18 protein-coding genes and 1 pseudogene are annotated in these 25,000 nt (G+C 62.0%); 8 read left to right on the top strand and 11 right to left on the bottom strand.

Going from position 1 to position 25,000, the window contains the following annotated elements; all coding sequences use genetic code 11:
• Together CA982_RS08585 and CA982_RS08580 are read left to right on the top strand one after the other, a co-directional pair.
• Nucleotides 1–767 (top strand): DUF4194 domain-containing protein (locus CA982_RS08585; protein ID WP_086534902.1); only part of this gene is annotated, 767 nt, incomplete at its 5' end.
• The gene (locus CA982_RS08580; RefSeq protein ID WP_086534901.1) at nt 764–4,108 is read left to right on the top strand and encodes an ATP-binding protein; all 3,345 of its coding nucleotides are present in this window, start codon (nt 764–766) and stop codon (nt 4,106–4,108) included. The genes CA982_RS08585 and CA982_RS08580, both read left to right, overlap by 4 nt.
• Nucleotides 4,109–4,348: 240 nt before the next feature.
• Here CA982_RS08580 and CA982_RS26350 read toward each other — a convergent pair whose 3' ends face one another.
• Nucleotides 4,349–4,957 (bottom strand): hypothetical protein, encoded by a 609-nt coding sequence (locus CA982_RS26350; RefSeq protein WP_144066010.1) that lies wholly within the window; start codon nt 4,955–4,957, stop codon nt 4,349–4,351.
• Complete coding sequence (locus CA982_RS26345) at nt 4,954–6,648, bottom strand: RNA-directed DNA polymerase (protein WP_144066009.1); 1,695 nt, start codon at nt 6,646–6,648, stop codon at nt 4,954–4,956. Before CA982_RS26345 ends, CA982_RS26350 begins: the two co-directional genes overlap by 4 nt.
• A 1,251-nt stretch (nt 6,649–7,899) precedes the next feature.
• Between CA982_RS26345 and CA982_RS08575 the strand changes: the two genes are divergently transcribed.
• The 3 genes from CA982_RS08575 to CA982_RS08565 are packed head-to-tail and all read left to right on the top strand — an operon-like array spanning nt 7,900 to nt 12,574.
• Nucleotides 7,900–10,272 carry an ATP-binding protein gene (locus CA982_RS08575; RefSeq protein WP_086534900.1) on the top strand — a complete coding sequence of 791 codons (2,373 nt, stop codon included), beginning with the start codon at nt 7,900–7,902 and terminating at the stop codon, nt 10,270–10,272.
• Nucleotides 10,269–11,969, top strand: coding sequence for a DEAD/DEAH box helicase family protein (locus CA982_RS08570; RefSeq protein ID WP_208617914.1), 1,701 nt, complete (start codon nt 10,269–10,271; stop codon nt 11,967–11,969). The genes CA982_RS08575 and CA982_RS08570 overlap by 4 nt, the downstream gene beginning before the upstream one ends.
• On the top strand, nt 11,966–12,574 hold the full coding sequence (locus CA982_RS08565) for a hypothetical protein (RefSeq protein ID WP_144066008.1): 609 nt from the start codon (nt 11,966–11,968) through the stop codon (nt 12,572–12,574). Before CA982_RS08570 ends, CA982_RS08565 begins: the two co-directional genes overlap by 4 nt.
• 480 nt (nt 12,575–13,054) lie before the next feature.
• Here the strand turns inward: CA982_RS08565 and CA982_RS08560 are convergent, their stop codons facing one another.
• Both CA982_RS08560 and CA982_RS08555 read right to left on the bottom strand, forming a co-directional pair.
• On the bottom strand, nt 13,055–13,678 hold the full coding sequence (locus CA982_RS08560) for an Eco29kI family restriction endonuclease (protein WP_086534898.1): 624 nt from the start codon (nt 13,676–13,678) through the stop codon (nt 13,055–13,057).
• On the bottom strand, nt 13,675–14,874 hold the full coding sequence (locus CA982_RS08555) for a DNA cytosine methyltransferase (protein ID WP_086534897.1): 1,200 nt from the start codon (nt 14,872–14,874) through the stop codon (nt 13,675–13,677). The genes CA982_RS08560 and CA982_RS08555 overlap by 4 nt, the downstream gene beginning before the upstream one ends.
• 79 nt (nt 14,875–14,953) lie before the next feature.
• On the opposite strand from CA982_RS08555, the gene CA982_RS08550 reads away from it, so the two are divergent.
• A complete protein-coding gene (locus tag CA982_RS08550) occupies nt 14,954–15,385 on the top strand; it encodes a very short patch repair endonuclease (RefSeq protein ID WP_086534896.1) in 432 nt (143 codons plus the stop codon).
• A gap of 485 nt (nt 15,386–15,870) precedes the next feature.
• On the opposite strand, the gene CA982_RS08545 is transcribed toward CA982_RS08550, so the two are convergent.
• The 3 genes from CA982_RS08545 to CA982_RS08530 form a co-directional block, all read right to left on the bottom strand.
• A complete protein-coding gene (locus CA982_RS08545) occupies nt 15,871–16,212 on the bottom strand; it encodes a hypothetical protein (RefSeq protein WP_086534895.1) in 342 nt (113 codons plus the stop codon).
• A 199-nt stretch (nt 16,213–16,411) separates the two neighbouring features.
• On the bottom strand, nt 16,412–17,113 hold the full coding sequence (locus CA982_RS08540; protein WP_144066007.1) for a DUF4747 family protein: 702 nt from the start codon (nt 17,111–17,113) through the stop codon (nt 16,412–16,414).
• Nucleotides 17,114–18,771: 1,658 nt separating this feature from the next.
• On the bottom strand, nt 18,772–19,653 hold the full coding sequence (locus tag CA982_RS08530) for a hypothetical protein (protein WP_144066006.1): 882 nt from the start codon (nt 19,651–19,653) through the stop codon (nt 18,772–18,774).
• A 271-nt stretch (nt 19,654–19,924) separates the two neighbouring features.
• Here CA982_RS08530 and CA982_RS08525 point away from each other — a divergent pair, with 271 nt between their 5' ends.
• On the top strand, nt 19,925–20,416 hold the full coding sequence (locus CA982_RS08525; protein ID WP_086534925.1) for a nuclear transport factor 2 family protein: 492 nt from the start codon (nt 19,925–19,927) through the stop codon (nt 20,414–20,416).
• 58 nt (nt 20,417–20,474) lie between these two features.
• Here CA982_RS08525 and CA982_RS08520 read toward each other — a convergent pair whose 3' ends face one another.
• The 3 genes and pseudogenes from CA982_RS08520 to CA982_RS26855 form a co-directional block, all read right to left on the bottom strand.
• On the bottom strand, nt 20,475–21,080 hold the full coding sequence (locus tag CA982_RS08520) for a class I SAM-dependent methyltransferase (RefSeq protein WP_086534892.1): 606 nt from the start codon (nt 21,078–21,080) through the stop codon (nt 20,475–20,477).
• Nucleotides 21,081–21,153: 73 nt separating this feature from the next.
• Entirely contained in the window at nt 21,154–21,684 is a 531-nt protein-coding gene (locus tag CA982_RS08515; protein ID WP_144066005.1) for a hypothetical protein, read from the bottom strand.
• Between the two features lie 152 nt (nt 21,685–21,836).
• A pseudogene (locus CA982_RS26855) lies at nt 21,837–22,109 on the bottom strand (uracil-DNA glycosylase family protein); the annotation flags it as partial.
• 387 nt (nt 22,110–22,496) lie between these two features.
• Here CA982_RS26855 and CA982_RS08505 point away from each other — a divergent pair.
• Nucleotides 22,497–24,281 carry a TerD family protein gene (locus CA982_RS08505; protein ID WP_244176175.1) on the top strand — a complete coding sequence of 595 codons (1,785 nt, stop codon included), beginning with the start codon at nt 22,497–22,499 and terminating at the stop codon, nt 24,279–24,281.
• 97 nt (nt 24,282–24,378) lie between these two features.
• Here the strand turns inward: CA982_RS08505 and CA982_RS08500 are convergent, their stop codons facing one another.
• On the bottom strand, nt 24,379–24,984 hold the full coding sequence (locus CA982_RS08500) for a DUF3558 domain-containing protein (protein ID WP_244176179.1): 606 nt from the start codon (nt 24,982–24,984) through the stop codon (nt 24,379–24,381).
• Between the last annotated feature and the right edge of the window lie 16 nt (nt 24,985–25,000).

Here is a 25,000-nt window from a genome sequence, read left to right as displayed (position 1 = left end):
CCACCACCCCCACCGAATTCGCCGGCTTCGACGACCTGCCCACCGTCGCGAACCGCGCGGCGTCGCACACGCCGAACGCTCCGCGCTTCGACGGCGACGTCAGCGAGCTACCCGACCGCGCGTGCTGGGCGCTGCAGAACCTGTTGACCCGCCGCTACATCAGCGGTGACCGGCAGCCGCAGCTGTGGTCGTGGGTGGCCGAATACCAGGACGTGCTGCGCGGTCGTCTCTCCGAACTCGACCTCCGGCTGCGCATCGTCGACGAGCTGCAGGTCGCGTTCGTCGAGCAGGCCGGTTACGACTCCCGGTGGGGCCGAAAGATTCTCAAGCGTGAGACGATTCACACCTACGACGCCATCCTGGCGTTGCACCTGGCCAAGTACGTGCGGGCCGCTCGCGACGAGCCGGTCCTGATCACCCGCGAAGAGATCCACGAACTCTTCGCCGGCGTCACCAACACCATCGACCGCGACCTCGCACTCTTCGACAAGCGCATCGAACGCGCCCTCGACAAGATGGAGGAACTCGAGTTCCTCCGCAAGCAGCGCGACGACGCCGACACCTTCATCGTCAGCCCGGTGATCTCCGCGGTGATGACGGCATCGGTGATCACCGATCTGCAAAGGCAATTCGAGCAGTTCATCGGATCCGGTGACACCGGGGAAGTGCCTCCGGAGGACCTCGCCGACGAGCCGGCCGAGCGCGACGACGACGCAGCCGACCTCGACGGGGCCTACGGCGAGAACGACGAAGGAGACGACTGGTGAGCGGGCAGGTCGACCAGTACCACCTGTCCCGGTTGCAGCTGATCAACTGGGGCGTGTTCGACGGGTATCACTCGATCCCGTTCAGTCCCAACGGTTCTCTGATCACCGGGTCGTCGGGTAGCGGTAAATCGTCGCTGCTCGACGCCATCTCGCTGGCGTTCCTGCCGGATCATCGACGCAACTTCAACGCCTCGGGCGATGCGACGGCGGCCGGATCCTCCAGCGGCAAGCGCACTGTCGGTAAGTACGTGCGCGGCGCGTGGGGTGAGCGGCGCGACGGCACCAACGCCCACCGCGAGATCATGTACCTGCGTGGCACCGGCCCGGCGTGGGCGGCCATTGCGGTCACGTACACCTCCAGCTCCGGCGAGGCCATCACCGGCCTGGTGTTGAAATGGCTTGCCGCGGGCAAGATGACGGACGCGCACAGTTCGTACTTCATCTACGACGGTGACGCCGACATCGTCGAGGCCTGCAACGAGTGGGCGGCCAACAACTACAACTCGGCCAAGTTCCGCGACCGCGGCTGGCGTGGCGGCCCCGGCGAGGGCAAGTACCTCTCGACGCTGTACTCGCTCATCGGCATCCGCGGCTCCGACGCCGCGCAGCAGCTCCTCGGAAAGGCCAAGTCGCTCAAAAGCGTCGGCGGGCTCGCGCAGTTCGTGCGGGAGTTCATGCTCGACGCCCCGACCAGCATCGTCGGGATCGCCGACGCCCTCGACCAGATCGACCCGCTCGTCGAAGCCCGCGAACTGCTCGACGTCGCGCGCCGCAAGCGCACCATCCTCGGCAACATCGAGGAGGTGCACGAGCGGTACGCGGGGGAGGCGGCCACCTTCTCCGTCCTCGACACCATCGACAACACCACCATCCGCAGCTACGTCAACAACCTGCGGATCCACAACGCGCAGCCCGAGGTCGCCGACCTCGACGACCAGATCACCCGCCTCGACGGCGATCTCGCCGCGCTGACCACCCAGCACGACCAGCTCCGCCAGGACCACAGCCTGCTGCTGTCACGGATCGCCACCTCCACCGGCGACCTCGCCCCGCTGCGCGAACAGCTCGGCGGCGCACAGAAACTCAGCACCGAGGTCACCGCGCGGCGCAACGCGTACGAGGACAAGGTCTCCGCACTCGGCTTCACCCCGCCCACCCGGGCCGAGGGATTCTGGTTGCTCCGCGAGGAACTCACCGAGGAGGCCGCCAAGATCGACGGCCAGCTCGACGCCGGTCGCGCCCACTACGCCGAGGCGCTGGCCAGCGAGGTCGCTGCGCGTACCCGCCGCGACGCCGCGATGGAGGAGCTCGGCCGCGTCGAGAACGCCGGCTCTGCGCTCCCGCGCACCGAGCACGAGATGCGCCGCGCCATCGCCCATGGACTGCAGATCGACGAGTCGGAGCTGAAGTACGTCGCCGAGCTCGTCGAACTCGATCCCGACGAGGAGCGGTGGCGTCTGGCCGTAGAGAAGGTGCTGCGCAACGTCGGCTTGCGCCTGCTGGTGCCCGACAAGCACTTCCGCGCCGCCCTGCGCTTCGTGAACTCACACGACATGCGCGGCCGAATCCAGCTGCACCAGGCCGACTCCCGACCCATGCCAGTTCTGGAGCCCGGCACCCTGGCGTCGAAGCTCCGTCCAGTCGACGCCTCGCACCCGTGCGCCGCCGAGGCGATGACCGTGCTGTCGAAGCTGGGCAACCACATGTGCGTCGACAGTCCCGGCGAGTTCTCTCAGCACGCCAAGGCCGTCACCGACCAAGGCCTGCGCAAGGATTCGGCGAAGCTCGCGGTGAAGGACGACCGTCAGCAGCTCCGCCGGTCGCAGTACATCTTCGTCGGCGACGTCGCGTCGAAGATCGCCGCGCTGCGCGACGAACTCGAGTACGAGGAGCGGGCGTTCGAGGATGCCCGCCAGGATTGCGCCGAGCTCGACCGCGAGCGCAGCGCCAAGGAACGACGCCGCGACGCGTATCGCCGTGTGTGCGAACAGTTCACGCAGTGGAACGAGATCGACGTCGACTCCGTCGATGACCGCGTCGACCAGCTCACCGATCAGTACGACCTGCTGATCGAGGAGAACCCCGACGTCGAAGCCCTGCAGCGCAAGGCCGAAGACCTGTGGGAGCAGGTGCGCAACGCGATTTCGCAGGCCGCGCTGGTCAAGGACAAGATCGCCCGCCAGGACTCCCGCCGTACCCAGCTCCTCGACCTGATCGACCGGTTGAAGCCCGAAGACGTTCCCACCCAGGCGGAGAAGACTCTCGACGGCTTCCGCGAGGACCTTTCGGCGACCCTCGACGTCCTCAACCCGGAGCCGTACCGCCAGGAGATCGTCAAGGCCGCTAGTCGTGAGCGCGATCGCATGCGTTCGGATGCTCGACGTTCGCGCGACGAGCTGGCCCGCATCCTCGACACCTACGACGAGGAGTTCCCGGACGCCATTCCGAACGACAGCGACGACTTCGACGAACGTCTACATGACTACGTCGCCGTCTGCCGCCGCATCGACGAGCGCGAGCTGCCCGCCGCCTACGAGCGGATGCGCCGTCTGATCACCGAACAGGCGCCGGGTGCGATCCTGGGTCTGCACATGGCCGCGGACGCCGAGGAACGCCGCATCGTCGAGCAGATCGAGCGCGTCAACACCGGCCTCGGTGCGGTGGCGTTCAACCGCGGCACCCGCCTCCGGCTGCGGCCGGGGCGCAAGAAGCTCGCCGCGGTCGAGGAGCTGACCGAGAAGGCCCGCCAGATCTCCAACCGCACGACCGCGGTCAGCTTCGGCGACGAGCAGGCCATCCTCGAGCAGTACTCCGACATCCTGCTGCTGCGCGAACGCCTCGCCGGCAACACCCCGGAGGACCGCCAGTGGACGCGCGACGCCCTCGACGTGCGCAACCGCTTCGACTTCTACTGCGAGGAGCACGACGCCGAGTCGGGGGAGACCATCCGCACCTACTCCAACGCCGGCGACAACTCCGGCGGCGAGCAGGAGAAGCTGATGGCGTTCTGTCTCGCGGGTGCACTGAGCTTCAACTTGGCCAGCCCGCACGGCAACGACAACCGGCCCATCTTCGCCCAGCTGATGCTCGACGAGGCGTTCTCCAAGTCCGACCCGCAGTTCGCCCAGCAGGCGCTCTCCGCGTTCCGGAAGTTCGGGTTCCAGCTGATCATCGTCGCGACGGTTCAGAACACCAGCACGATCCAGCCTTACGTGGACAACGTGGTGATGGTGTCGAAGACCGAGGCCGGGCCGGAGCTCCGGCCGGTTGCCACGGCGACGTCGACGGGGATCAAGGCGTTCTCGGAACTGAGGCGATCGGGGAGTCAGTTACCGGTCTAGGGGTGGTCGGTGACGAAGGAACTCGCCAATACCCCTTAGGCGACGAACTTGCGGTAGTGGATTCCCCCCGCGCCGACAAGCTTCTTAGAAGTTCGCGCAACTCGCTTTCCTTCGCGGTTCTAGAAAGGTGATTCACTGCCTTTGCCAGCCTTGCTACGATCTGCCAAGGTGACCTGCGTAGGTTGCCGCACAGGCACCAGGCCGCTTGAAGCAAGTGCGCGCTACTTCGGGGCGCAACTTTCAGCGAGAACTCTGATGGTCCTGGGTCAAAATGTCCACATTTCTGATAAGTTCCTTGCAGGCAGTGGCAGCGTCATGCAGGTTAGTTTTGGTTAGTCTGACAGAGTTTCCCGACACTGCTACTCCTCCATTATTGAGACGCGTTTTGATCGAGGAAGGGTTCTTTCCTAGTTGCTTTCTTGTTAACTCTCCGAGTCCATGTGCGATCGCATTACGTGCGTCCACGTAGTGTTTTATTGCGGTCCAGTTCAGAGTTATCTCGAGCCACTCCTTGTAATACTTCGCTTGCAACTCCCACGTCATAGTGGCGGAGGCTGATGCTTCGCGCCAAATTGACTCAAAAGTTCTTGACTCTCTGGAGTCACTCATCGACTCCTCAGCATGCTTGATTAGTGTGTCGCCACAGAACCATTCGGCGATCGAGACAAGTCGCAAGAGCGTAGTTTGCAGCTGAATCTGCTCAAGATCATTGGATCGGCCTGGTAGACGCCGTTGAGGCTCTTCTTGGTCATCATTCACATTGTTTGCCTGATGAAGGGCAAGTGTCTGGCTGATTAGACGGCAGGCCGCCTCAGCACGCTCGGATAAAACTGGCTCGAGAGTACTCACTCGTTCGAATCTTCTTTAGTGGCGCCTGCCGAGTTTTCCTGTTTGAGCGGCGCCGTGGATCTACCCGCGTCCTGCGTACTGACTTCCTCAAAACGTGTCAGAAGTCTGCTTAAGCCATCGTCCTCGCAGTACTCCCTTGCGGAATTCGCATCAATTTGGGAAAGGCCCCATATCGCGAGTCGTCGCCACTGCGGGCCAAGTCGATCAACCGATGCTGCGATTTCACTGGGATCACCGATGCTGAGACGTCCGAGCGCGGCAGACGCGGTCGCGGAAAGGGGGTCTGGGCCGAAGGCTACGCATTCTTCGAGCCATTCAATATGCTTTCGATTCGATCGAGTACCTCGGAACATGCCTGCTACATACGCAATCCACACTCCCTGCCAGTTGTTTAGTACTTGCTCGCCGACTATCGTGTCCAAGGCTCGGCGAGCCTGCGAGGCCCGTACACGTCGAGGCGGATCCGCTAAGCTTGTAATTGGCGCTCTCACATATTGAATCAGATACTCGGCTACCTGCGGTGTAAGAGATGGTTCGAGGCTAAGTATGCGGGAGAGCTCCTCCATTGGAGCGTCGTTGTGTGATTTTCCTAGGATCGGTAGAGCGCGGCCTAGCAGCGATTGTTTAACCGCACGCTCTAACTCGCGTCCTTCGTGGGCACCACGCCACAGGTCCCATGCTCGCTCCGCCGCGGCGGCTAGGTCGTGCGAGACCTCCTTCGCGTCAGTTTCGAGCTTTTGCGATTGTTCGGAAGCGGTCGCATCGTCCACGTCGTCCGAATCAGCGATAGCCTCTAAGTCTTGGTCGTCATCGCCATCTTCGACTCCAATTCCGTACTCCTCGTTGAGCGGCAGGAGACTCTCCGGACCATCGGGCATATCGGTGAATAGTCTGTGTTCAGCTTTATCGAAAGCGCTTAAAGAACGTTGGTAGGTCGCCGCCCGATACGTGTACGTCTTACGCTCGTTCAAGACGAGCCCCAATGCGCGCGCCTCTCGCGAGCAGGATTCGATTGCAATACGCGCTGTACGCAGGTCGGGTGCCGCGATCAAGAAATCGTCGGAATATGTCCACACTGCGTAACCCTTACGACGTAGCCGGCGGCGTGCAGGATCGATGTACAAATCGCCGAGGATATCGCTCGCACTGTGCACCTGCGGGAGACCCACATTCCTATTCATAATGTGCTGAAGGAGCGCAATGAGGGCTTCAACTGCGAACTGATCGCCAGTCTGACCGATTAATTCGTCTGCAAGAAGAGTGTGATCGACAAACTCGTAATACGCTGTGACATCGGTCTTCACCACGTACGCGGAATCGAACATTTCGGTGTCAACCAGATGATCGATAGGAGCCTTACGAAAAGATGCAATCGGTGGGCGCGCACACGCGCCGTCAGGCAACTGCCCTTGCAGTAGGTGCACGATTGCACGGTAAAGAACTGCATCTTCGAGTCTGAGCTCGGTAAGCGGCCGCGATCCGCGGCCGTCTTTGTCTGCGAGTAAGACTTGTTCAGCCTGCCCCTCGCCGCGTCGCCGCAGCTGAGGGCGAATCCACGACACAACCTTGTCGTGGACGTTGAGCAGGTCCATGTAGTCCCATCTACTCGGCATGAGCCGTGTGCGGCTCATTAGCTCGGCTTCGACAGCCGATGGAAGATCCAGCCTGTTGAGCAGTGCGTCGTCGATCACAGGTTGATACTCTGCACCATCTGCCCAGAGCCCGTGCACTTGGTGCACGGTCCCTCGTACGTCCCGGCGCGGCGATCAACCAAGTTGCCGGGACGAGTCGTCCAGTGCCGTCCGCGTGCTTGCCCGATAGTGGCCAGGTCTTCCGGGCTTTGCGACTTGGTGCCGTCCGACCCCGTCGCTCCGCAGCAACGCGAATTCGTGTCCGCTTGTCCCTGCCACCGGCCACCGACAGTCCCTGCAGGCGGCCGGGTCCAGGGCCCGATCTGTAGCCAATTGATGCTCCGGTCTTTCGTCATGGCGATACGGAACTGACGACCCAGGCGACGACGTTAGGGTGTAAACCTATTGCATCTCCGAAGGACTTCCTTTTAGTTCTCTGCTGGACCGTCTGGCAATCACTTTCCCCCTGCGGGACACCCGGCGGTTTGTGACTAGCGAAACCCGCGGGGGACAGAAGAGGTCGTCGCCAACCCTGCCTTCGTCGCGCCGGATGACGTTGTGCGCGATGTCAGGCGTCGCGGCGGGCGGCGGAAGCCGCCGAGTCGCGCTCCAAACTGAAACCGCACCGAACACTAGTTCTTCGTCCTGGGTCGAAGACTGGCAGTTCCTACAAGCAGCAGGACGATCTCTACGCGGCGTGGGCGTCGAGGGCCAATCGCGAGCGACTCGTTAAGACGAAGGACGCCCAGCACGGAATCCAGCCAGAGGAGTGATGGCCGAGGTCCGCGCGGCGCGAAGATCGAAAAACTCGAGCCAAGTGGCGAGACCATCCGTACCTACTCCAACGCGGGCGACAACTCCCGCAGTAAGCAGGAAACGTGGTGGCTCTCTGTCTCGCCCGCGAGCTGACCCACAGCCTCCACAGCGACAACGAACGGTCCGATTTCGGCAGCTCGTGCTCGACGAGGCATTCTCGAAGTAGATTGCGGGTGCTCAAGCCGGAGTTGATTCCTCGCGATGAGGGGCGGATTTTCAGACGGCAGTACGGGCTGGCGGTCGATCAACATCCGCCCGCCGTAGGGTCACTGTGTACGGCTGGTTCAGCGTAAGTTCTGTCGTGCTGCTGGCTCTACTCCGCGTCGACACTGACGCTAGGACGGAAAACGAGTCGATTCGTGGCCAACGCGACGTCGCGCGCGTGCTCCAACAGCTTGTCAACGGCGCGCAGTACTGTTTCTCGATGATGCGGACAAGCCCGGTGGAAGACCGTTCGGGGGTGAGTCCGGGAACCACTGATGAGGATCGGAAGAGATGCCCGAACAAACCCTTGATCTAACACCTTCACCCAGAATCCTGGACGTGATCGCCGACGTCGACATGACCGTCGAGGAGTGCCTCGCCGAATTGATTGACAACGCGCTCGATGAGATCGACGCGGCAAGGCGCGAAGACCCGGGCTTTGAGGGACGGGTTGAGATAGACCTCCCCTACGGCCAAAAGGTGACTGCGGAGTCGGTAGTCACCATCACCGACTCGGGCCGAGGCATGTCGGTGGAGCAGATACGACAGGCGTTGCGAGCCGGCTCCTCGGGAAACTCGCGCTACGGCTCGCTCGGCCTGTTCGGGATGGGCTTCAACGTGGCGACCGGGCGGTTGGGCTACGTGACGACGGTGAAGTCCGGTCGGGCCGGCGACGATCACTGGACGATCGTGTCTATCGACATCCAGAAGATGGGCTCACACGATTCTTTTCAGGTGCCGATGACCACCGAGCCGAAAGGCCCGAACGAGCACGGCACCTCGATCACGATCTCCCGACTTCGCAGTGACACGTTGAAGCGCCTGCGCTGGCGGCGCACCGCCAAGCGGGTAGGGACGCGCCTTGGTCAGACGTACTCGTACATGCTGCGAAACGTTGCAGGCACCGACATCGCCGGCGCCGAGGTGATCGGCGGACTGGGAGTCGATCTCATCCTCAACGGCAGCTCGGTGCAGCCGTACATCCCGTGCATCTGGTCGCCGGAGAGATCAGTGGTCTACAAGGGACAGGACGTGCCGGCGGTAACCGAGATCGACTACGAACTCAAGCCGGCGTTTGCTTGCCTCGAATGCGGGCACTGGCACAACGAGACCATCGAGAGCCTCGATTGCTGCGTGGAGTGCCGCTCGCAGCGGGTCGCGCTGCGTGATCGATCGATCCGTGGCTGGCTCGGGATCCAGCGATATGACGACACGAGCGACTTCGGGATCTCGCTTCTACGCCAAGGGCGAACTATCGTCCACCTCGACAAGTCGTTGTTTGAGTGGACGAACCCCGACTCCGGCGACAGGCTCGTCGAGTACCCGGTGGAACTCGGTCGTGGGCGCATCGTGGGCGAGTTGCACCTCGACCATCTCCCGGTGAATTACCGGAAGAATGACTTCGGCCGCGACAGCGTCGCGTGGAGCACGGTCCGCGAGAAGGTGCGAGGCGACGGGCCACTCTTAGAACAGCTCGCGAAGCAGCTGGACTACAGCCCAAACACATCCAAGCTCGGCATGTTGTTTCACGCCTATCGGCGCTATGTCGCCGGCTATCGATACCTCGTGCCGGGGGACGGCGAGAAGGGTATGGCCGAGCAGGCCCGCAAGTGGGGCGAGAAGTTCCGCGAGGGGCTATCTGCATATCAAAGCGACGAAATGTGGTGGAAGCACGTCGTCAACCACGAGAACATCCAGGCTGGCACCATTGACGGCGATGAAGATCGTGACGACGGCGTCGAGGACCTGTTGCCACCCAGCGGTAAGGACCAGGGCGTCTCGGCCGGAGAGGACGGTGCGGGCGACGAGAACGGCGAAAGTACTATGAAAGCCGCGACGCCGGAACTCGAGACTCGGGACGAACGCCTCGCCCGTTATCGCGACAACGGCCGAGTGATCCCGCAGCTCGACGGAACGGATGTGGTTATCCCGGGCAGCAGCCGCACCGTCAACGTGACCGCTTACAAAACGTCGGGTGTGGACCTGCTCGAGGGCGCCGAAAGGTACTCGTCGGCGAACCTCGAAGCTGGTGTAGTTGAGCTTTTCATCGACGAGCGACACCCTCTCCTGGCTAGTTATGGGTGGAACCCAATCGACGTCGCGGCCACGGTCCTACATGACGCCGCCGCGCAATTCCTCCGTTACGAGGGCAGGGCGGGCGAGTTCATTGAGGCAGTCCTCGAACAGATCGGTGACCGCCGGATAGACGCGGCGACGGTACGGTCGTCGGCCGAGGCTTTGCTCAACGGGATCAGGGCGGCCAGCGCACCCCTGGTCAAGGACGACCCGGCCGGGGTGTGGACGAAGCTGTCGTCCACCGCAAAGATTCAGACGCAGAAGTTCGCCGCGGAGGATGCTAACGCGGACTGGGATGTGCTGGAAACATCCGGCAGCTACGCCGAGTTCCTGAGCCCTCGAGCGTTCGAGGACCTTATCGTCGAGATTCCGGAGAGGATGCTAGACGGCGGGGTGTTCACCTCCAGTTACGGGTCATGGCAGGACGACTCGATACGTGACGAGCGTTTGTCCCACCTGACAAGCCTGGTGCGTGATTTGGAGCGCACGCTGACCGCGACAGACCGCCTACGGGCGAGGGAACTGCTCCGGTTGTCAATCGGGCTTGAGGCGTTGAACGGGTTGGTCGTCGACGAGGCGCAGTCGTGAGCGGCGAGTCCTTCATGTCGGCCGCCAGATTGGTTGATGGCGGCCCGGCTGGTTTCACTCGTGCGCTCGAGCGCTTACTGCCTTTGCTCGGCTTCACTGACGTGGTGAACATCGACGGACCGGGAGACCAAGGCGGAGATCTGCTCGCCCGACTGGGAGGCAGCCCCGTGGCGCTTCAGGCGAAGTGGCGTCTGGACCCGATCAGGGGTTCAGTCAGCGAAGGCGCGGTGGACGAGGTCTCAAACGCGATCGACGCCTACGGAGCGGACTCGGGCGTCGTCGCAACAAATGGACGCTTCACGAAGTCTGCCAGGAATCGAATTGGCGCTTTTGACAAGGTCGGCCGTGTGGTCAGGTCTTGGGATGGCGCGGCGCTGACGAAGCTGTACCGCAAGGCCAAGGATCTGCCACCACAGATGGAACTGCGACCATACCAACTGGAGGCGGTCAGTTCGTCATTGCTCGCGCTTGATGATCCCGACCGGCACAAGGCCTTAGTATATCTCGCCACCGGATTAGGCAAGACAGTGGTTGCCGGCTCGATCGTCGGCGACAGGCTCGAACGCGATCCTAAGGCGAAGATTCTGGTGGTCGCACACGGCGGTGCGCTCGTTGACCAGCTTGAGAAGTCCATGTGGCCCTTCATCCCGAAGGATGTCCCGACACAGATGATCGGCCAGGGGGTGCACCGAGACGATCTCGCGGGCGTGACGTTCGCGGTGCTGCCGACGGCGCACGCCTACGTCGAAAGAGGATACCGACCGGACTTGATCGTGATCGACGAGGTTCATCACGTCGGCGAGAACGGGTACTACGCGCACATCCTCGAAATGCTAGAAGACGTGCCCCGGCTGGGGGTCACCGCGACGCCTTGGCGCGGTGACAAGTTCGACATCGAGACCACCTTCGGGCCTCCGGTCGTGCAGATGTCGATCGCCGACGGGATCAGGCGGGGGTACCTCGCTCAGGTGGACTACCAGCTACTCGCCGACAACATCGACTGGGAGTTTGTCGAAGCCGCCTCCGAGCACTCCTATACGATCAAGGACCTCAACCGACGGCTGTTCATTCCCGAGCGGGACGAGGCGATCATCGAGCGTATGACGGGGGTATGGAACGCCACCCGCTCGCCGCGAGGGATGGTGTTCTGCCAGACGATCGAGCACGCCGAGCGGTTCGCCGAGCTCTTGCGGGAGCACTCATGTTGGCGTGGAGTAGAGACGATCCATAACGACATGACCAAGCGGGAGCGCCAGCAGCGGCTGCTGCGCTTCCGCGCTGGCCAGATCGAATTGCTCGTGAGTGTAGACCTCCTCAACGAGGGCATCGACGTGCCGGACGTGAACATCATCGTCTTCGCCCGCGTGACACACTCACGCCGTATCTTCATCCAGCAGCTCGGACGGGGGCTGCGCCTACGCGTGGGCAAGGAACGAGTGACGGTCCTGGACTGCGTGTCGGACCTGAGGCGCATCGCGGAGGTCTCGGCGTTCCGGGCGCAGATCGAGGCCGATCAGGCTGAGGTGTTAAGCGTAAGTCGGTCGAACTTCGAATTTGAGGACCAGGGCGTGAAGGCACTAATCGACCAGTGGGTGGCGGACGTAGGGGATCTCGCAACGGCCAACGACAGGGTCCAACTCGAGTTCCCTCCGACGATCACGGACGGGTCCGGCGTCGATACAAAGGGGTGGGCGTGATCAGGCTTCCCGATGACGTCAGGGAAGAGGCCCTAGCCCACGTCTACGCCGAGTTCGACCGCCTCAAGTGGGAGCAGGTGCCTCCAGGCGAGCGCGGAGCGGTCTACGTCGAGCTAATCGCTGACGAGTCGTTCTCCAGGTTGCTGGCGCCATACTTCGACACCGCGCAGATGCGTGTGTGGCTCAAAGACAGCGCGGCCAAAGAGTACCCGAGGGCGCTGGAGGGCATTGGCCCGGCGGCCAGCCACACAAAACGTGGGTACCCGGGGCCGAGCGTCATCGTCAGCGCGACGCTGGGCCTGGATTGGTCAGTCGTGACGGACTCGATCGAGCAGAAGCCGATGAGGTGCCAGGTGATGAGTGCCGCGGGGGAGGCGGCCGTGCTGATCTGGGGTCCGCAGCGAATGCTGAGCAACCTGCACTGGGCCGCGTCGGTTGCCCGCGTGGCCGGAGAGCAGCGCGTCGTCGTGGCCGTCACACGCCACACGATGGCGAAGCCAGCCGCGAGCGAATGGGTCCGGGTGCAAGCACTCTGCGATCTGATAGGAGTGGAAGCGCACAGCGTGATGTACATGCCTAGAACGATCGACGCCGTTGGGAACTAGGCCAAACATGCCCTTCAGCAGGAGTTGGCGCATAAACGGCGTCGAGGGGCGCAACTACCGACTCGGCTGCGATCTCACGTTCCCCGGCCGGGCACTCAGCGCCCTCCATATGGCGCGTACACTGCAGTCATCCGAAAGGCGAGCGTACTGTCGCTAACAGTGAAGGTTCAGATCGACCCTCAAACGGGTTTGGAGATGGCGGAAATCCAGTTCCCGGAGCGGCGGCCCGGACTTGAGAGAGAAGCAGAATCAGCGAGATCGGACGGTCTCGACAAACCATCCGATATCGCTGAGATCGTAACTGCCCTCGGTGCCGGGCGACGTGACTGCAGCGTTTCTGCCATCATCCGCAGCGGTAATCGACTTGACGACCAGGCGGCTGACGAGGGTGCCCTGCCCCTTCGGGCCCGGCCGTGCGCCGCGGGATCGGGTAACTGGGCGCGGGCGGTTGCCCACCCGTAGAGCCGGATCAATCGACGGTCAGCTCAGCCGAGTGTCGAGATACTGACGCGCGTCTTGCGCGATAAGCAGATCAGCGCCCGATGGTCGGGCTGGGAACTTGTGCGCCCACGATCGTCCAGGGTGGATCGTGTCCCACTGGGACCGCAGACCCTCTACGCGCTTGCTTCCGGGATTGTGGTTGCCGAAGCCGTCGACGACTGCGTTCCACACCGGTCGGTAACGGCGGATCATCGCCGATTCGCCGAGAGTAATCCAGATGTCCTCGACGATCAGCCAACGCATCTGGAAGTGAGCGATGTCCAAATTCTCGGCCTGGATGATGCTGGTGCGGTGCTCCCGTAGTCGCTTGCTGAGAGCCTTGGTCTCCACTCCGCCATCGTTGAGGCCCATGCGCCCGCCCTCTGGGATCGCTTGGCCGACGTAGATCGGATACTTGGGGCCGTCGGCGTTGGCAGCCGCGAGCCTGCTGTAGGGCTCGAAGTCGCCGTCGTAGTAGATCGCGTAAACCCCGGCGCCGGGAAAGGTGTTGCTTCGGACATAAGTCGCGGCGACATCGAGCGGCAAGAGCTCGCTCTCCTCGATCTGGCTGGCGACTGCCCGCGCCAGGTTGTAGTGATCGAGCGGGTTAAACGGCGTGCTCAAGCTGTCGCCGAATCACGCTTGACGCGTCGGCGCGCGGTTGCCTGGGCCTTGCAGGCGTTGAACGCGGCGACATCGAGGTGCTCGCGTACCGACAGGGCGACCGTCTCGGCGAGCATCACGGGCACGGCGTTGCCGAGCTGGCGCATGGCCTCGCCCCAAGGGCCGTGTAATTGATAAGCGTCGGGAAAGGTCTGGAGCCGTGCCGCCTCGCGGACGGTGAAGTAGCGCACCGTACCGTCGACGTCGCGAAGCATGTTCTCGCCACCGGGCACTCCGTGTACACCCGCCTTGAGTGCTTTTGCCGGCGCGTCGATGTAAGAGCCGGTGTGTCCTGGGTACGACCTCGCGCCTGGCTGCAGGACGTGATTCAAATATTTCGTGCTGCCATACACCGTCGGGTTCGGTAGTCCGCGGAGCCCGTCGCGCACGGTGCGCCACGGTTTGAGCGAGACGTCGGAGTCGGCGGATGCGCGCACGCGGAAGTCACGATACTTCTGGGCCACCTTGTGGCGTTCCCAGTATTCACCGTTTGCCTGTGTGTCTCGCAGGGCGCCCGCAGAATGCGTCGGGGTCGGGAAGCTCCACTCGGCATCGACGTCGGAACGGAATCCGATGAAAAACACTCGCCACCGCTGCTGCGGGACACCGTAGTCGGCGGCGTTCACCAACTTGGGGATCACCTTGTATTGGAGGTCCGAGCGAACCGACGTGTGCTCGGACTGAAGCCGCGCGTAGTGGTCTCCCCACGATTCCCCGTCGTTGGCGGTGATCTCGGGATGGCCAAGCCGGAGCTGTATGTAGGTGTAGTAATCGGAGAAGGCCGCGCGCGCCAGACCTCGCACGTTCTCGATGATGAACGCGCGAGGCTTGAGCTGGCGGATCACCTCTGCGGTGGCCGGGAACATGTCGCGGTTGTCATCAGCGGCGTTGCCCTTGCCGCCGGCGGAGAACGGCTGGCACGGCGGTCCACCACTGACTAGGTCGACGCCCTCTGGAATAACGGACCAGTCGACGTCGCGGACGTCGCCCTCGTGGACGTCCACCCCCTGGACGAGGCTGTAACCGCGGTCTCGGTTCTCGCGCACGGTGTCGCATGACCATCGATCCCATTCGGCGACGACCTCGGTGGTGAAACCCGCCAGGTGTGTGCCAAGCGTTAGGCCGCCCCCGCCGGCGAAGAGTTCGACGCTGCGCATTCGTTCAGCCTATCCAGTTCGGTGCCCGGCGACGCTGAGCGGCCCGGCATGTTTGGCGAGATGTTGTCACACTTGGGGTATGGCGGACAGTTGGGCGTCGAGTCAGGCCACGCGGGCGTCGATGCGTAGCAATCGCCGGCGCGACACAAGGCCGGAGTTGTTGGTTCGCAAAAGCCTGCACTCCATGGGCTATGGCTACCGTGTCGACTTTGCGCCGTTGGCTGATCAGCGGCGATTGAAGGCCGACATCGTGTTCCCCGGGGCGCGGGTAGCCGTCTTTATCGACGGCTGCTTCTGGCACGGCTGCCCCAAGCACTACAGACCGTCACGGACCAACGCCGAGTTCTGGCGTTCCAAGGTCGAGGGCAACAAGGTGCGTGACGCGCGGAGCGACGATACACTCAGGGCCGCGCGCTGGACGGTGCTCCGATTCTGGGAGCACGATGACCCAGACGGGGTTGCGAGATACATCGCACGAACCGTAGACGATCATCGCCTTTACCGACGCTAGACCCAAGGTCGAGCTGCCGTCATTCGGGTAAGCGAACCACTGCCGTCGGTACCAGCCGCCTAGGCCGGGTGCCGGCTCGACCATCCCGGGTCTCGACAAATCCAGCAGCCGAACGGACGCCCCGACTGTGCACCAACTTTCGGCAGGTCAGGCCTCCGAGCACAACCCGCTGTGGGCGGCCGAGTGCATCGTGCAGTTCGACCTCCTTACGCGCGGTGCACCGTCTTCGATATCGGACTGGCTTAGCTGCCCACCGAGTTGGCCATGATCAGACGCAACCCGAATCGACACCCCGAACTCTTTCCGAAGATCATCGACATCGTCGTGCGTCTGCTCGCCATACGTTCGTGTGGAGATTCGCCGAAGCGTGACTCGGGGCTGGATCGGCCACAGCACTTCACAGGCGGCTCCAGTCCGCTGGCCAGTCAAAGGAATCAAGCTGTTCCAGCGGAACGCCCAGCGAAAAACTCGCTCACTGTCACAGTTCAGGACGATTCTGCGTTCCACGCGGCTATAAGCACCGTACCCATCTGGCTAATCGTAGTTATCGCGGTAACAAGCTGGGCAAGTGCATAAAAGAAGAACAGGGCCGCCACTGCCACCCAGAGCGAATTCAGATCTCCACCATTCGGAGGCGCGGCCTGCATGTCGCCGCCGAAGATGAACCCCATTACGGACGCGACTACGACCGACAGCTGCGCCAGCCCCGACCAAGTGAAGATGAAGATCAGATCACTATAATCGGAGTGCCGTCCACCGCCCGTAGAGGACGTCGCCCAAGTCTCGATCTCAGGGGAGGGAAGGGTGAGCGCGAGGACAGCGCCCATAACGCACGCACCAAACGAGAGCGCCGCGAATGATATGCCGGCTGTAGCTAGAGTTGAGACGGATAGTCGACCAAGTGGCAGGTGGCTACACGCGAGACCCGTGATGACAGAAACTAGTACAACAAGCAGCACTCGCCAGGTGAAGATAATGCGTCGTCGACGTGGCCATACCTGCCCGCGAAAGTACCGGACATCGTCTTTACTTAGCGGCTTCGTCATCGGTGGTGCTCTCGCTAGACAATTCAATGCTTTCGACGAAATTCAGTGCCCTATTAACGATCATTTCTTCACGCGCACCCTCATCGAGCGATTGGGGGATGCTGACCTCCTGTCGAAGTTGGTGTCGTTCCAAAGACAAGGTAGTCTCGGACGCGCCCCCGGATTTGCGACCGAGGATTTTTACGTTCTTTAGCCCATTGATAGGCCGTGCCATGAAGTTCTTGATGTCCTGGACGATGCCTTCTTCTTTCCTCAACGACTGACCACGCGATGCGCTAGCGGCGACTTCAATGACGTCAGCGTCTGACGCGGCGCCCAGATCGCCGACTAGTGCCCTAGCGTTGGTGGTCCAGTCGAAGTTTGGCCGGGTGAGAAGAACTTCCGCGCGTCGAATCCTTTCGAACTCAGTGAGTTCGCTGAGGAAAGACTCGCCTGCAAGCGGTGTGAGGGCTATAGTCAATTGCTCGTAACCGAACTCACGGCCGACATGCGACAACAACCTCTCTATTGAAGAGATCGGAACGCCCGGACGTCGGCGCTCCACCACCACTGCTCTGGTTCTAGGATTGACAGCAACGATGGTTGACGCCGCTACGATCTCTGTCTTGTTGAGTGGGCCGACCCGTTCTTTTCCGGTTTCGATGTCAAATAAGACAGGCGCGCTGCCCTGGGCTCCGGTCACAATGCGGAGTACGAGAGACCCCCTATCTGTTTTCTCGAGACTCGCAATAGCAGTGACTTGGTCCTGACGCTGCACACGGCGCGTGTTTAATGGAAGCGCGTTTAGCATTGTGAAGAACTCGATGTAGTCCAGGACTCCGTGCCGTGTGTGCCCATGCATCACGTATGCCAGGAGACTTCGATTGACGTTTCGGGGCGACAAGGTTCCTCCGTAGTGGTTGTGCTGGCGTGCGGCGATCATAGACCCACGACCCGACATTTATTCGGAGGGCCTCCTGCACGGATAGGTGACATCCAATCTGGCTTGCCTGCGGGTGCGGTCAGGAAGGATGTAGCTGTGCCAAGCCCTATCCGCAGGTGTTCCGCAACGATGTAGTCCGGGTTGCCTGTGATCGTGGCGCGGGGGTCACGATCGAGAAGTCGCGCCGCGCTGACATCGACGAAGGCCTTCGACTTGCAAAGCTCGACCGATTCCGCTGAATTGCGCGAAGCCGCACCGGATCCGGTTGCTCGAGCAGGAGAATGAAATCTTGCGTCGCGCTGCGGCGAATCTGCAGGGAAAGGCTCCATCCGCTCGTGGAGGAGCTCGCCGCCGGACGGGATCCCCGTCGGCAGTGTCATGTCGGATGCTCAAGCTCTCGCGCCAACCCTCTACCGGTGGCTGGCCAATCCCGTCGCTGATGCCGAGTTGACCTGGGCCTGCGGGGCGAACGCTCTCTTCAATGCCCACCGTGGGGCCCGGAGTTCGGTTATCGGTCCCTTGTGGGGAGCCACCACTGGGGGTGAATCGGTCGCTGAGCGGACCTCATGGTGGATCTGCCGCGACACCCGTTGGTGGTCTTGTCTCGGAAGAATCGAGGCCTCAACGGCCGGCGATCGGGTGCCTCCGTTCGTGACGATCTTGTCCCGCACAACTTCACCGCTGATGCTCCAACCGCCTGTGCTCACAGATGTCACCGAGCACCATACCGGCGAGGGAAACCTCTACCTGTGGCTATCAAGGACGTCTACTCGGGGGACAGATCGTCGGCTACAGTATCAATTCGCGGATGAAGCTGCGGTTGGCCGTGGCGACCTCAATCATGCTGTTGCTCGCTGCGGAGATGTCGCCGGGTGCATCGTTCACAGCGATCGCAGATCGGAGTTGCGGTCACGAAAGTTCCTGCTCGCCTAGGATATGCAACGACTGGCCGGATCTATGGGCAAAGTCGGGGCCTGCGGAGACAATGCCGCGATGGAGAGCTTCTTCGCGCTGCTGCAACACAACGTTCTCGATCGCCAACGGTGGGACACTGGGAACAGCTTCAGATCGCGATCGTCGCCCGGATCGAACGGACCTACACCGCCGCCGTCGGCAGGGGGGACGGTCGGGCCGCCCATGATGTCCGACTGACCACCACGGTAGGACTGCGCTTTGCCGGTCGACGGCCTGGTGCAGGCCTAAGTGTTCGACGGACGGGTAGAGATCATTGTCGTCGTGGCTACGACTTTCGAGCATAGGGGAACTACACGACTAGACGCAGCAGTATCGCTTAATCTCGTGAGATGAAGTTAGGATGGCGGCCAAGGATTTCGGGTTGTACCCGATGACATTGCACAAGTAAATGACCAAGATATCTAGATGCTAGTGATTACGATGAAGTACTGGCAGAATTTTCGTCACTTCACGAACCGTTCAGCCCAGTCGATTGCCACTGTCATGCTTGTGACGAGCATCAGCGAGAGAGTCGCGTGAACTTGGCTGAAGTGGTCGGTGCTTGCGAAGTGGATACTCACGTGGCGCGACAACTTGGTGAGCGGCTCGTCACCTGGATGCCACTCGGTCAGGAATGAAGCAACCGGAGCTAACGCGTACAAGAAGTTGAACGCAAAGGCTGCTGGCGCTTCATCGTCTTCCTTGAGCTTTACCTCCTTTGCCATCTTTTTGTAGCCAGTTTTGGTGAACAGATAGCTTTTGAGGTATGTGTCGCACACTGCGATCGAAAGAGCTTGTGCGCTTTCGTAATGTCCGTCCCTGAATGCTTCCACCGCCCGTTTCGCGAGCGGTGCCTGGCCTGCCAGGGACGCGAAGTCTTTATCTGCCAAAGCTAGTGCGCAATCCTCAGCGATGTCACTCTGTCGTGTTTCGATGATTTTAAGACGATCGTCGAACGATGTAGCATAGAGAATCTCTCGGACTATCTCGGCGCGAGGAACATGGATGATGGGTATGCCATCAGTCTCAAGTACTTCCTCGAGTGCTTCGAGAGCGGGGCTGGGATTACGTGGCATGTTGGAAGGTAGCGCTCGGTCTAGCATTTCCCCGATTTTGGCGAAGGCCGGTAGTAACTCGTGAGTCGCGGCTTGCCACTGTTCCACCCATTGCGCGCTAGCTTTCGCAAAGGTAGCTATCGTCGATTCTAGACCGCTGCTAATCCTCAACGCGTTCTGAGCGAACACTTGAAGGCTCTCGTGCAGACGCTCTCGCTCAGACGGGTTCTCATCGAGGTACCTTGAGAACTCGGTTGCGAACTCGCTGGAGGCAGAGTCATCATCAGCCATGGTGGCCACCCTACAGGTGTACGGCAGCAGTGTGCTCTTCACAGAGTCGCGCCAACGTCCATAGATGGTGGCATCTATGTTAAATACGCGGCTTTACAGATGCGGGACGAGACTACACCGTTCCGTCTCCCGCAAGGCCAACGTGCCCCAACTCGTAGTAGCGTCCCGAAAGCTCGGCCGAGCGCCGCCTTCCGCAGACCATCCTCTCGGGTGTCGGCGGATCCGCTCAGGCTCCGAGCGAGCGGGCCAGTGCAACGAAGAACGGATGACGATGACGACTGATTCGGAGCATGATCACGTCGCTGCGATCGGGCGACTCAAGTACCGCTACTGGCGAGCGTCAGATGCCAAAGACGCGGACGCATTTCGCGGCTGCTTCGTCCGCGCCGGCGCGCGGATCGACTACGGGCCGATGGGAACCTTCGACGATGCCGACGCTCTGACGGACATCTTCCGGCGGGTCGCGCTGCACAAGGTCGATGGCCGGTTCGCCGTCATGGACATGCACCACGGCATGCATCCGGACATCGCCCTCACCAGCGAGACGACTGCGACGGGGCGATGGTCGTTGCGCTTCCGTCAGGTGAACCTGCTCGACCGGACCGAGACGGTCATGCTGGGGGAGTACGACGACGAGTACGTCGTCGAAGACGGCGAGTGGAAGATCGCCGCGTCGAAGCTGACTGAACGCTGGCGGATGCGACAGCCGCTGTCGCCTGACGTCGAGATCACTGAGGGGACGTTCGGGACCGCCGACGGCTGATTCGGGTGTCGCTCATAGCTCTTCACGGTTGGCATTCCAGATGCCAAGCAGGTGACCTCTATGCGGGCCGCAAGACCGCCACGAGGAATTCTGACTTGTCGGTGAACGGCCGGACGTCCCAGGATTCCAGGAGCAGGTCCTGAGCGAAGCCGGCGGTGGCTGCGTTCTCGAGGAACTCGTCGAATGCGTAGTCCCGGCCGGCGCCGAAGCCGATCACTGCGCGGCCGTCGTCGCGGAGATGTGCGCGCAGCCGCTCGAGGACGGTGACACGGGTGCTCGGCGCGAGGAACGCCATCACGTTGCCGGCCGAGACGATCAGGTCGAACGGTTCGTCGATGCCGCGGGCGGGGAGATCGAGTTCGGCGAGGTCGTTCACCAGCCATCGCGGGCCTGGATGGTCTTCTTCAGCGGCTTGGATGAGGACCGGGTCGACGTCGACGCCAACGACCTGGTGTCCGACCTCGGCGAGGTACCCGCCCACGCGCCCCGGGCCACACCCGGCGTCGAGGATGCGAGACCCGCGCGGAGCCATCGCGTCGATGAGCCGAGCCTCGCCGACCAGGTCGTTACCCTCGCGCGCCAGGGTGCGGAAGCGTTCGACGTACCAGCTGGAGTGGTTGGGATCCGCGGCGGACTTCAGCATCCAGATGCTCTGTTCGACCATGCCCGCATTCTGCCAAACGTTCCCGGACCATCGACCGTGGCAGCGGGCAGCGGAGGGCCAACTGGCTGTTACTTCACCCCGACGCCGAAACCTGCCGGAAGTAGGCGGTCGAGCGCGGAAGCCATAGGAGACTCAGTACGGCTACTTCGATCACCAGCAGCAGCACGTCGAGCGTGCCGGTTACCGACTTGTCATAGGTTGCGACGGACACAAACCCGGAGACGATGCCTACCGCGCCGATGACGGTAGCCGCCACGCGTGCCCAGCGGAAACCGCGCAGGTTGGCGTACGCAAGTAGTAGCCAGAGCCCGGCAAGAGCGAGGCAGGACGCGACGATCAACCCGGTCGCGACGTTGGTCCCGGTCTCGCTCGCGACATCTAGTGCGTCAGAGGTCCGATAGGTCGATCCGTCACCGAGGCGAACTGACTGCCGCAGACGCGCTTCTTCCCTAACTGCGTCGACCAACGAGAGCGCGTGGAACATGCCGATGAGCTGGATGCTCGCTCCGGTGATCATCAGTCCGGTGGCTAGCCACACCGTGGACGGTGTGGACGCGGAGCGTGTTCGCAACACTCCTTGCGCACCATGCGTGTCAGTCGTCATGCGATGACAATAGGGCGGTTCGACGGCAGCGAGAGATTCTGCTGCACAGCGCACTGGTCCATGCTAGTCGGAACCGTGTGGGCGTCCCGAAGCTACGACTGCACGCCGATGGCGGAACGTCACCGCAGTCCTCATCCGTTCCAGGTGGGTACTCAGGCCAGCATGAGTCTCGTCGATACGTCGGCTATCGCGGCTTCGGACCGCTCGCGCCCGCCCGCGGTGTTCAAGCCGCGCATCGAACAGTGCGGAATCTTGCCTGCCGGCACGTAGATGCTGGCGCGCGTGATGGACGCACGACGCCAACCGCGCGAGCTGAACCACCGATAAGCAGGACGATCTCGAGATTCGGGAGCAGACTTACCACTTCCCGGGTCCAACGGGGCCCCGCGCGCCCGCTCCGCCGGTGTCGATCCACCGTTCTTTACCGCTCAGCACGGCGGGGATGACCGCCTCTTCCGTTGCCAGAGTCCACACCTGCACCTGGACGAGCTCGTTGGACATCGGACCTCCATCTGCGGGGGAACGAACCGAATGTATCGGACAGGTCCGACACCGTCGCGGTTGGTCGGAACGGACTACAACGCCTTGCGTGCTTAATGGACACCCGTCACCGGGTCGCGGAAGCAGCAGGCGCGCAGACAGATCGAGTTCTGTGCCGAACTTGTGGTTCGAATCCACGGTTTGCCTCCCGTCGGTTGGCCAACCGCTACAGTGACCGAGTTGTCCGGATGCGCCTTGCGCCCAGGGCCCGTCCGCTGGCCGAGGATCCGCCTGCCGGATGCACCAGTCGAGCTGTCGAATGCGGGGTTGCTGTGTCATCTGTAGGGCGAGGTTGGACGCTGGTCGACGTCGAGACGTCCGGATTGAGTTCGCGTCAGCACCGTGTACTCAGTTTGGCCGCGATTGCGTTGGACGTAAACGGACACGTTGTCGGCGAGTACTCGTCGTTCTTCGACCCCGGGTGCGATCCGGGTCCCGTTCACATCCATCGCCTTACGCGCGAGCGTCTCAACGGTTCGCCGACCTTTGACTCTGCAGTGGAGGACCTACGTGAACTGCTCGAAGGTCGGACGCTGGTTGCGCACAACGCGGCCTTCGACCACGGCTTCCTCGTCGAGGAGGCGCGACGAGCAGGGGTTACTCTCCCGATCACTCATCGTTTGTGCACCATCACCTTGACGCGGCGGCTCCAATTGGACGTCCCCAACGCCAAACTCTCGACACTTGCTCAGCACTGGTCGGTCCCACAACGAGCCGCCCACGACGCCGGCGATGACGTGCGAACCTTGCTGGAGGTGTTTCGACGGAGTACCGGTCTTGCAAGCACATTGGGATTGCCACTGCCCGTCGTCGCGTGCGGTGCTGCGACTCGCGCGCATCCAGACAAGGTCACCAGAGTGCCATGCCCGTGGACCGACCCCGGCCGTTATGACTCGGCTGTGGGACTGATCCAGGGCACCAAAGTCGTGATCACAGGACCGACGCATGCGCCTCGCCTCGAGCTGGCTCGCCGTCTGGCAGATGCAGGATTGGATGTGATGAACGCGGTGAGCGGCAAGACGGGGTTGCTTGTCGCCAATCCCGGGGCACCGGACAGCCGCAAGTTGCAGCGCGCCCAAGAACTGGGAATCCCATTGGTTGATGAAGCGACTGCGCTCTCGTTGGCCGAGCGCGTCGTGCCCGGCACACTGAAATCGGTTCCGGTGATAGAGGTCATTCCTTCGCCGGCCCGGACTCGCGGGACACCCCCGCGACGGGCGTCGAGTTCACTGCCATGGTCCGGTCGACGGGTTCTCGTGCTGGGAGGACTCCACAGCGACGCGACGGCGGTGCGGGCACGCCTTGTCCAGCTTGGTGCGGTGCCTGCCATCAACTTGACTACTGCAGTCACACACATTCTTGTGCTGAGCGGGGGAGAAGCCGATGGGCGCTTTGCGAAAGCCCGGGACCGGGGGCTTCCGGTCCTTGAGGCCCATCATGTCTTGAGTGTCGCGGACGCCAGCGAACCAGCTGTACCTGAACCGAAGCGCGTCGATGACGGCAGCGCGGAAACGAGGCCCGCGCCAACGTCGTTGCCCGCTGGCGCCGTCGTCGACATTCCGAAGGGGATGGATAGATTCACGGTCAACCTTGCGTGGACATCTGCGAAGGGTGACCCGTCCGAAGACCCCGACGTCGATGTCGTCGCATTCGAGTTGGCGGGTGACGGGAGAGTCCCGTCAGACGACGAGTTCATCTTCTACAACCAACCGGCCAGTCCAGATGGTTTCGCACGACTTTCGATCGACGGTGACCGCGAGCAAGGCGTCAGCATCGACCTCGCCGCGGTTCCAGACGAGATCGAGCGAATCACGATTGGAGCCGCAATCGACGGCGAAGCAACCTTCGGGGATGTCGGCGCTATCTCAGTAACGGTTGACGCAGCCGAATTCACATTCGCAACAGCAGTTTTAGACGCCGCGACGACTGAACGGTCGATGATCATCGCGGAGATCTATCGACGTAACGGCCTGTGGCGCCTTCGTGCAATCGGCCAGGGTTACGACGATGGCCTCGCTGAGTTCGCTGCCAGGCATGGGGTGGAGGTCGAGGAGTAGCTGATTCGGTCCGTGGCCCTCGAGTTAAGCGGTCGAGTCCAGCGAGATTGGCGAGCATGTGACTCTGCTTAATGTTTAGTGCCTGTGACGCAAGAATTTACGAAGGGATCTCATCTAGTGTCGCACGAAGAAAGTCACTCGCGGTGGCGCATATTTCAGCGACCGGAGGCGGTTCCAAGTCGAATCTGGTCACCGACGTGACTACAACTGCATCACCAGACCGGACGTGAACCGAGCAGTCCCCAGTGCCGATAGAGCTTGCGAGCACTCGTCGCCCGTTTATCGATCTGTCTGGCAACCAGGACTTCCCGGGAGAAGTGAGCGCTTTGTGTCCCGTAAGTCCCTCTTCTGGGCGAAGTATGTTTCCAACGAACTGCGAGATGTAGGAGCTGTTGTCGTCGTGGTACTTCCAACGACAACCGCGCGCAGTCTGGAAATCTGACCCCGCGACATCAGACACAGACGCGGCGATCAGTCCGAACCGATTCAACACGTCGTCCGAAACTTGCGTGCACGGCTCGTACGAAGAACCGTTATTGTTCACGTTCCACCGATTTGGGAACTCAGTCCTGAACGGCAAGCCCCTTCCTGCATCGTCAGTTTGACGTACGGCGGGCGTTGTACTTGTGTGCTTGCTTGCTGCTTCTGGCTCAGGAATCGGAGTTCCGGTTGTACTGCACCCCACGAGCGCCGAACCGATCATTACCGCCGCTAGCAGG

The organism is Gordonia lacunae, assembly GCF_002149015.1.
GTDB classification, from domain to species: Bacteria; Actinomycetota; Actinomycetes; order Mycobacteriales; family Mycobacteriaceae; genus Gordonia; species Gordonia lacunae.
This window is presented reverse-complemented; position numbering and strand designations above follow the sequence as displayed.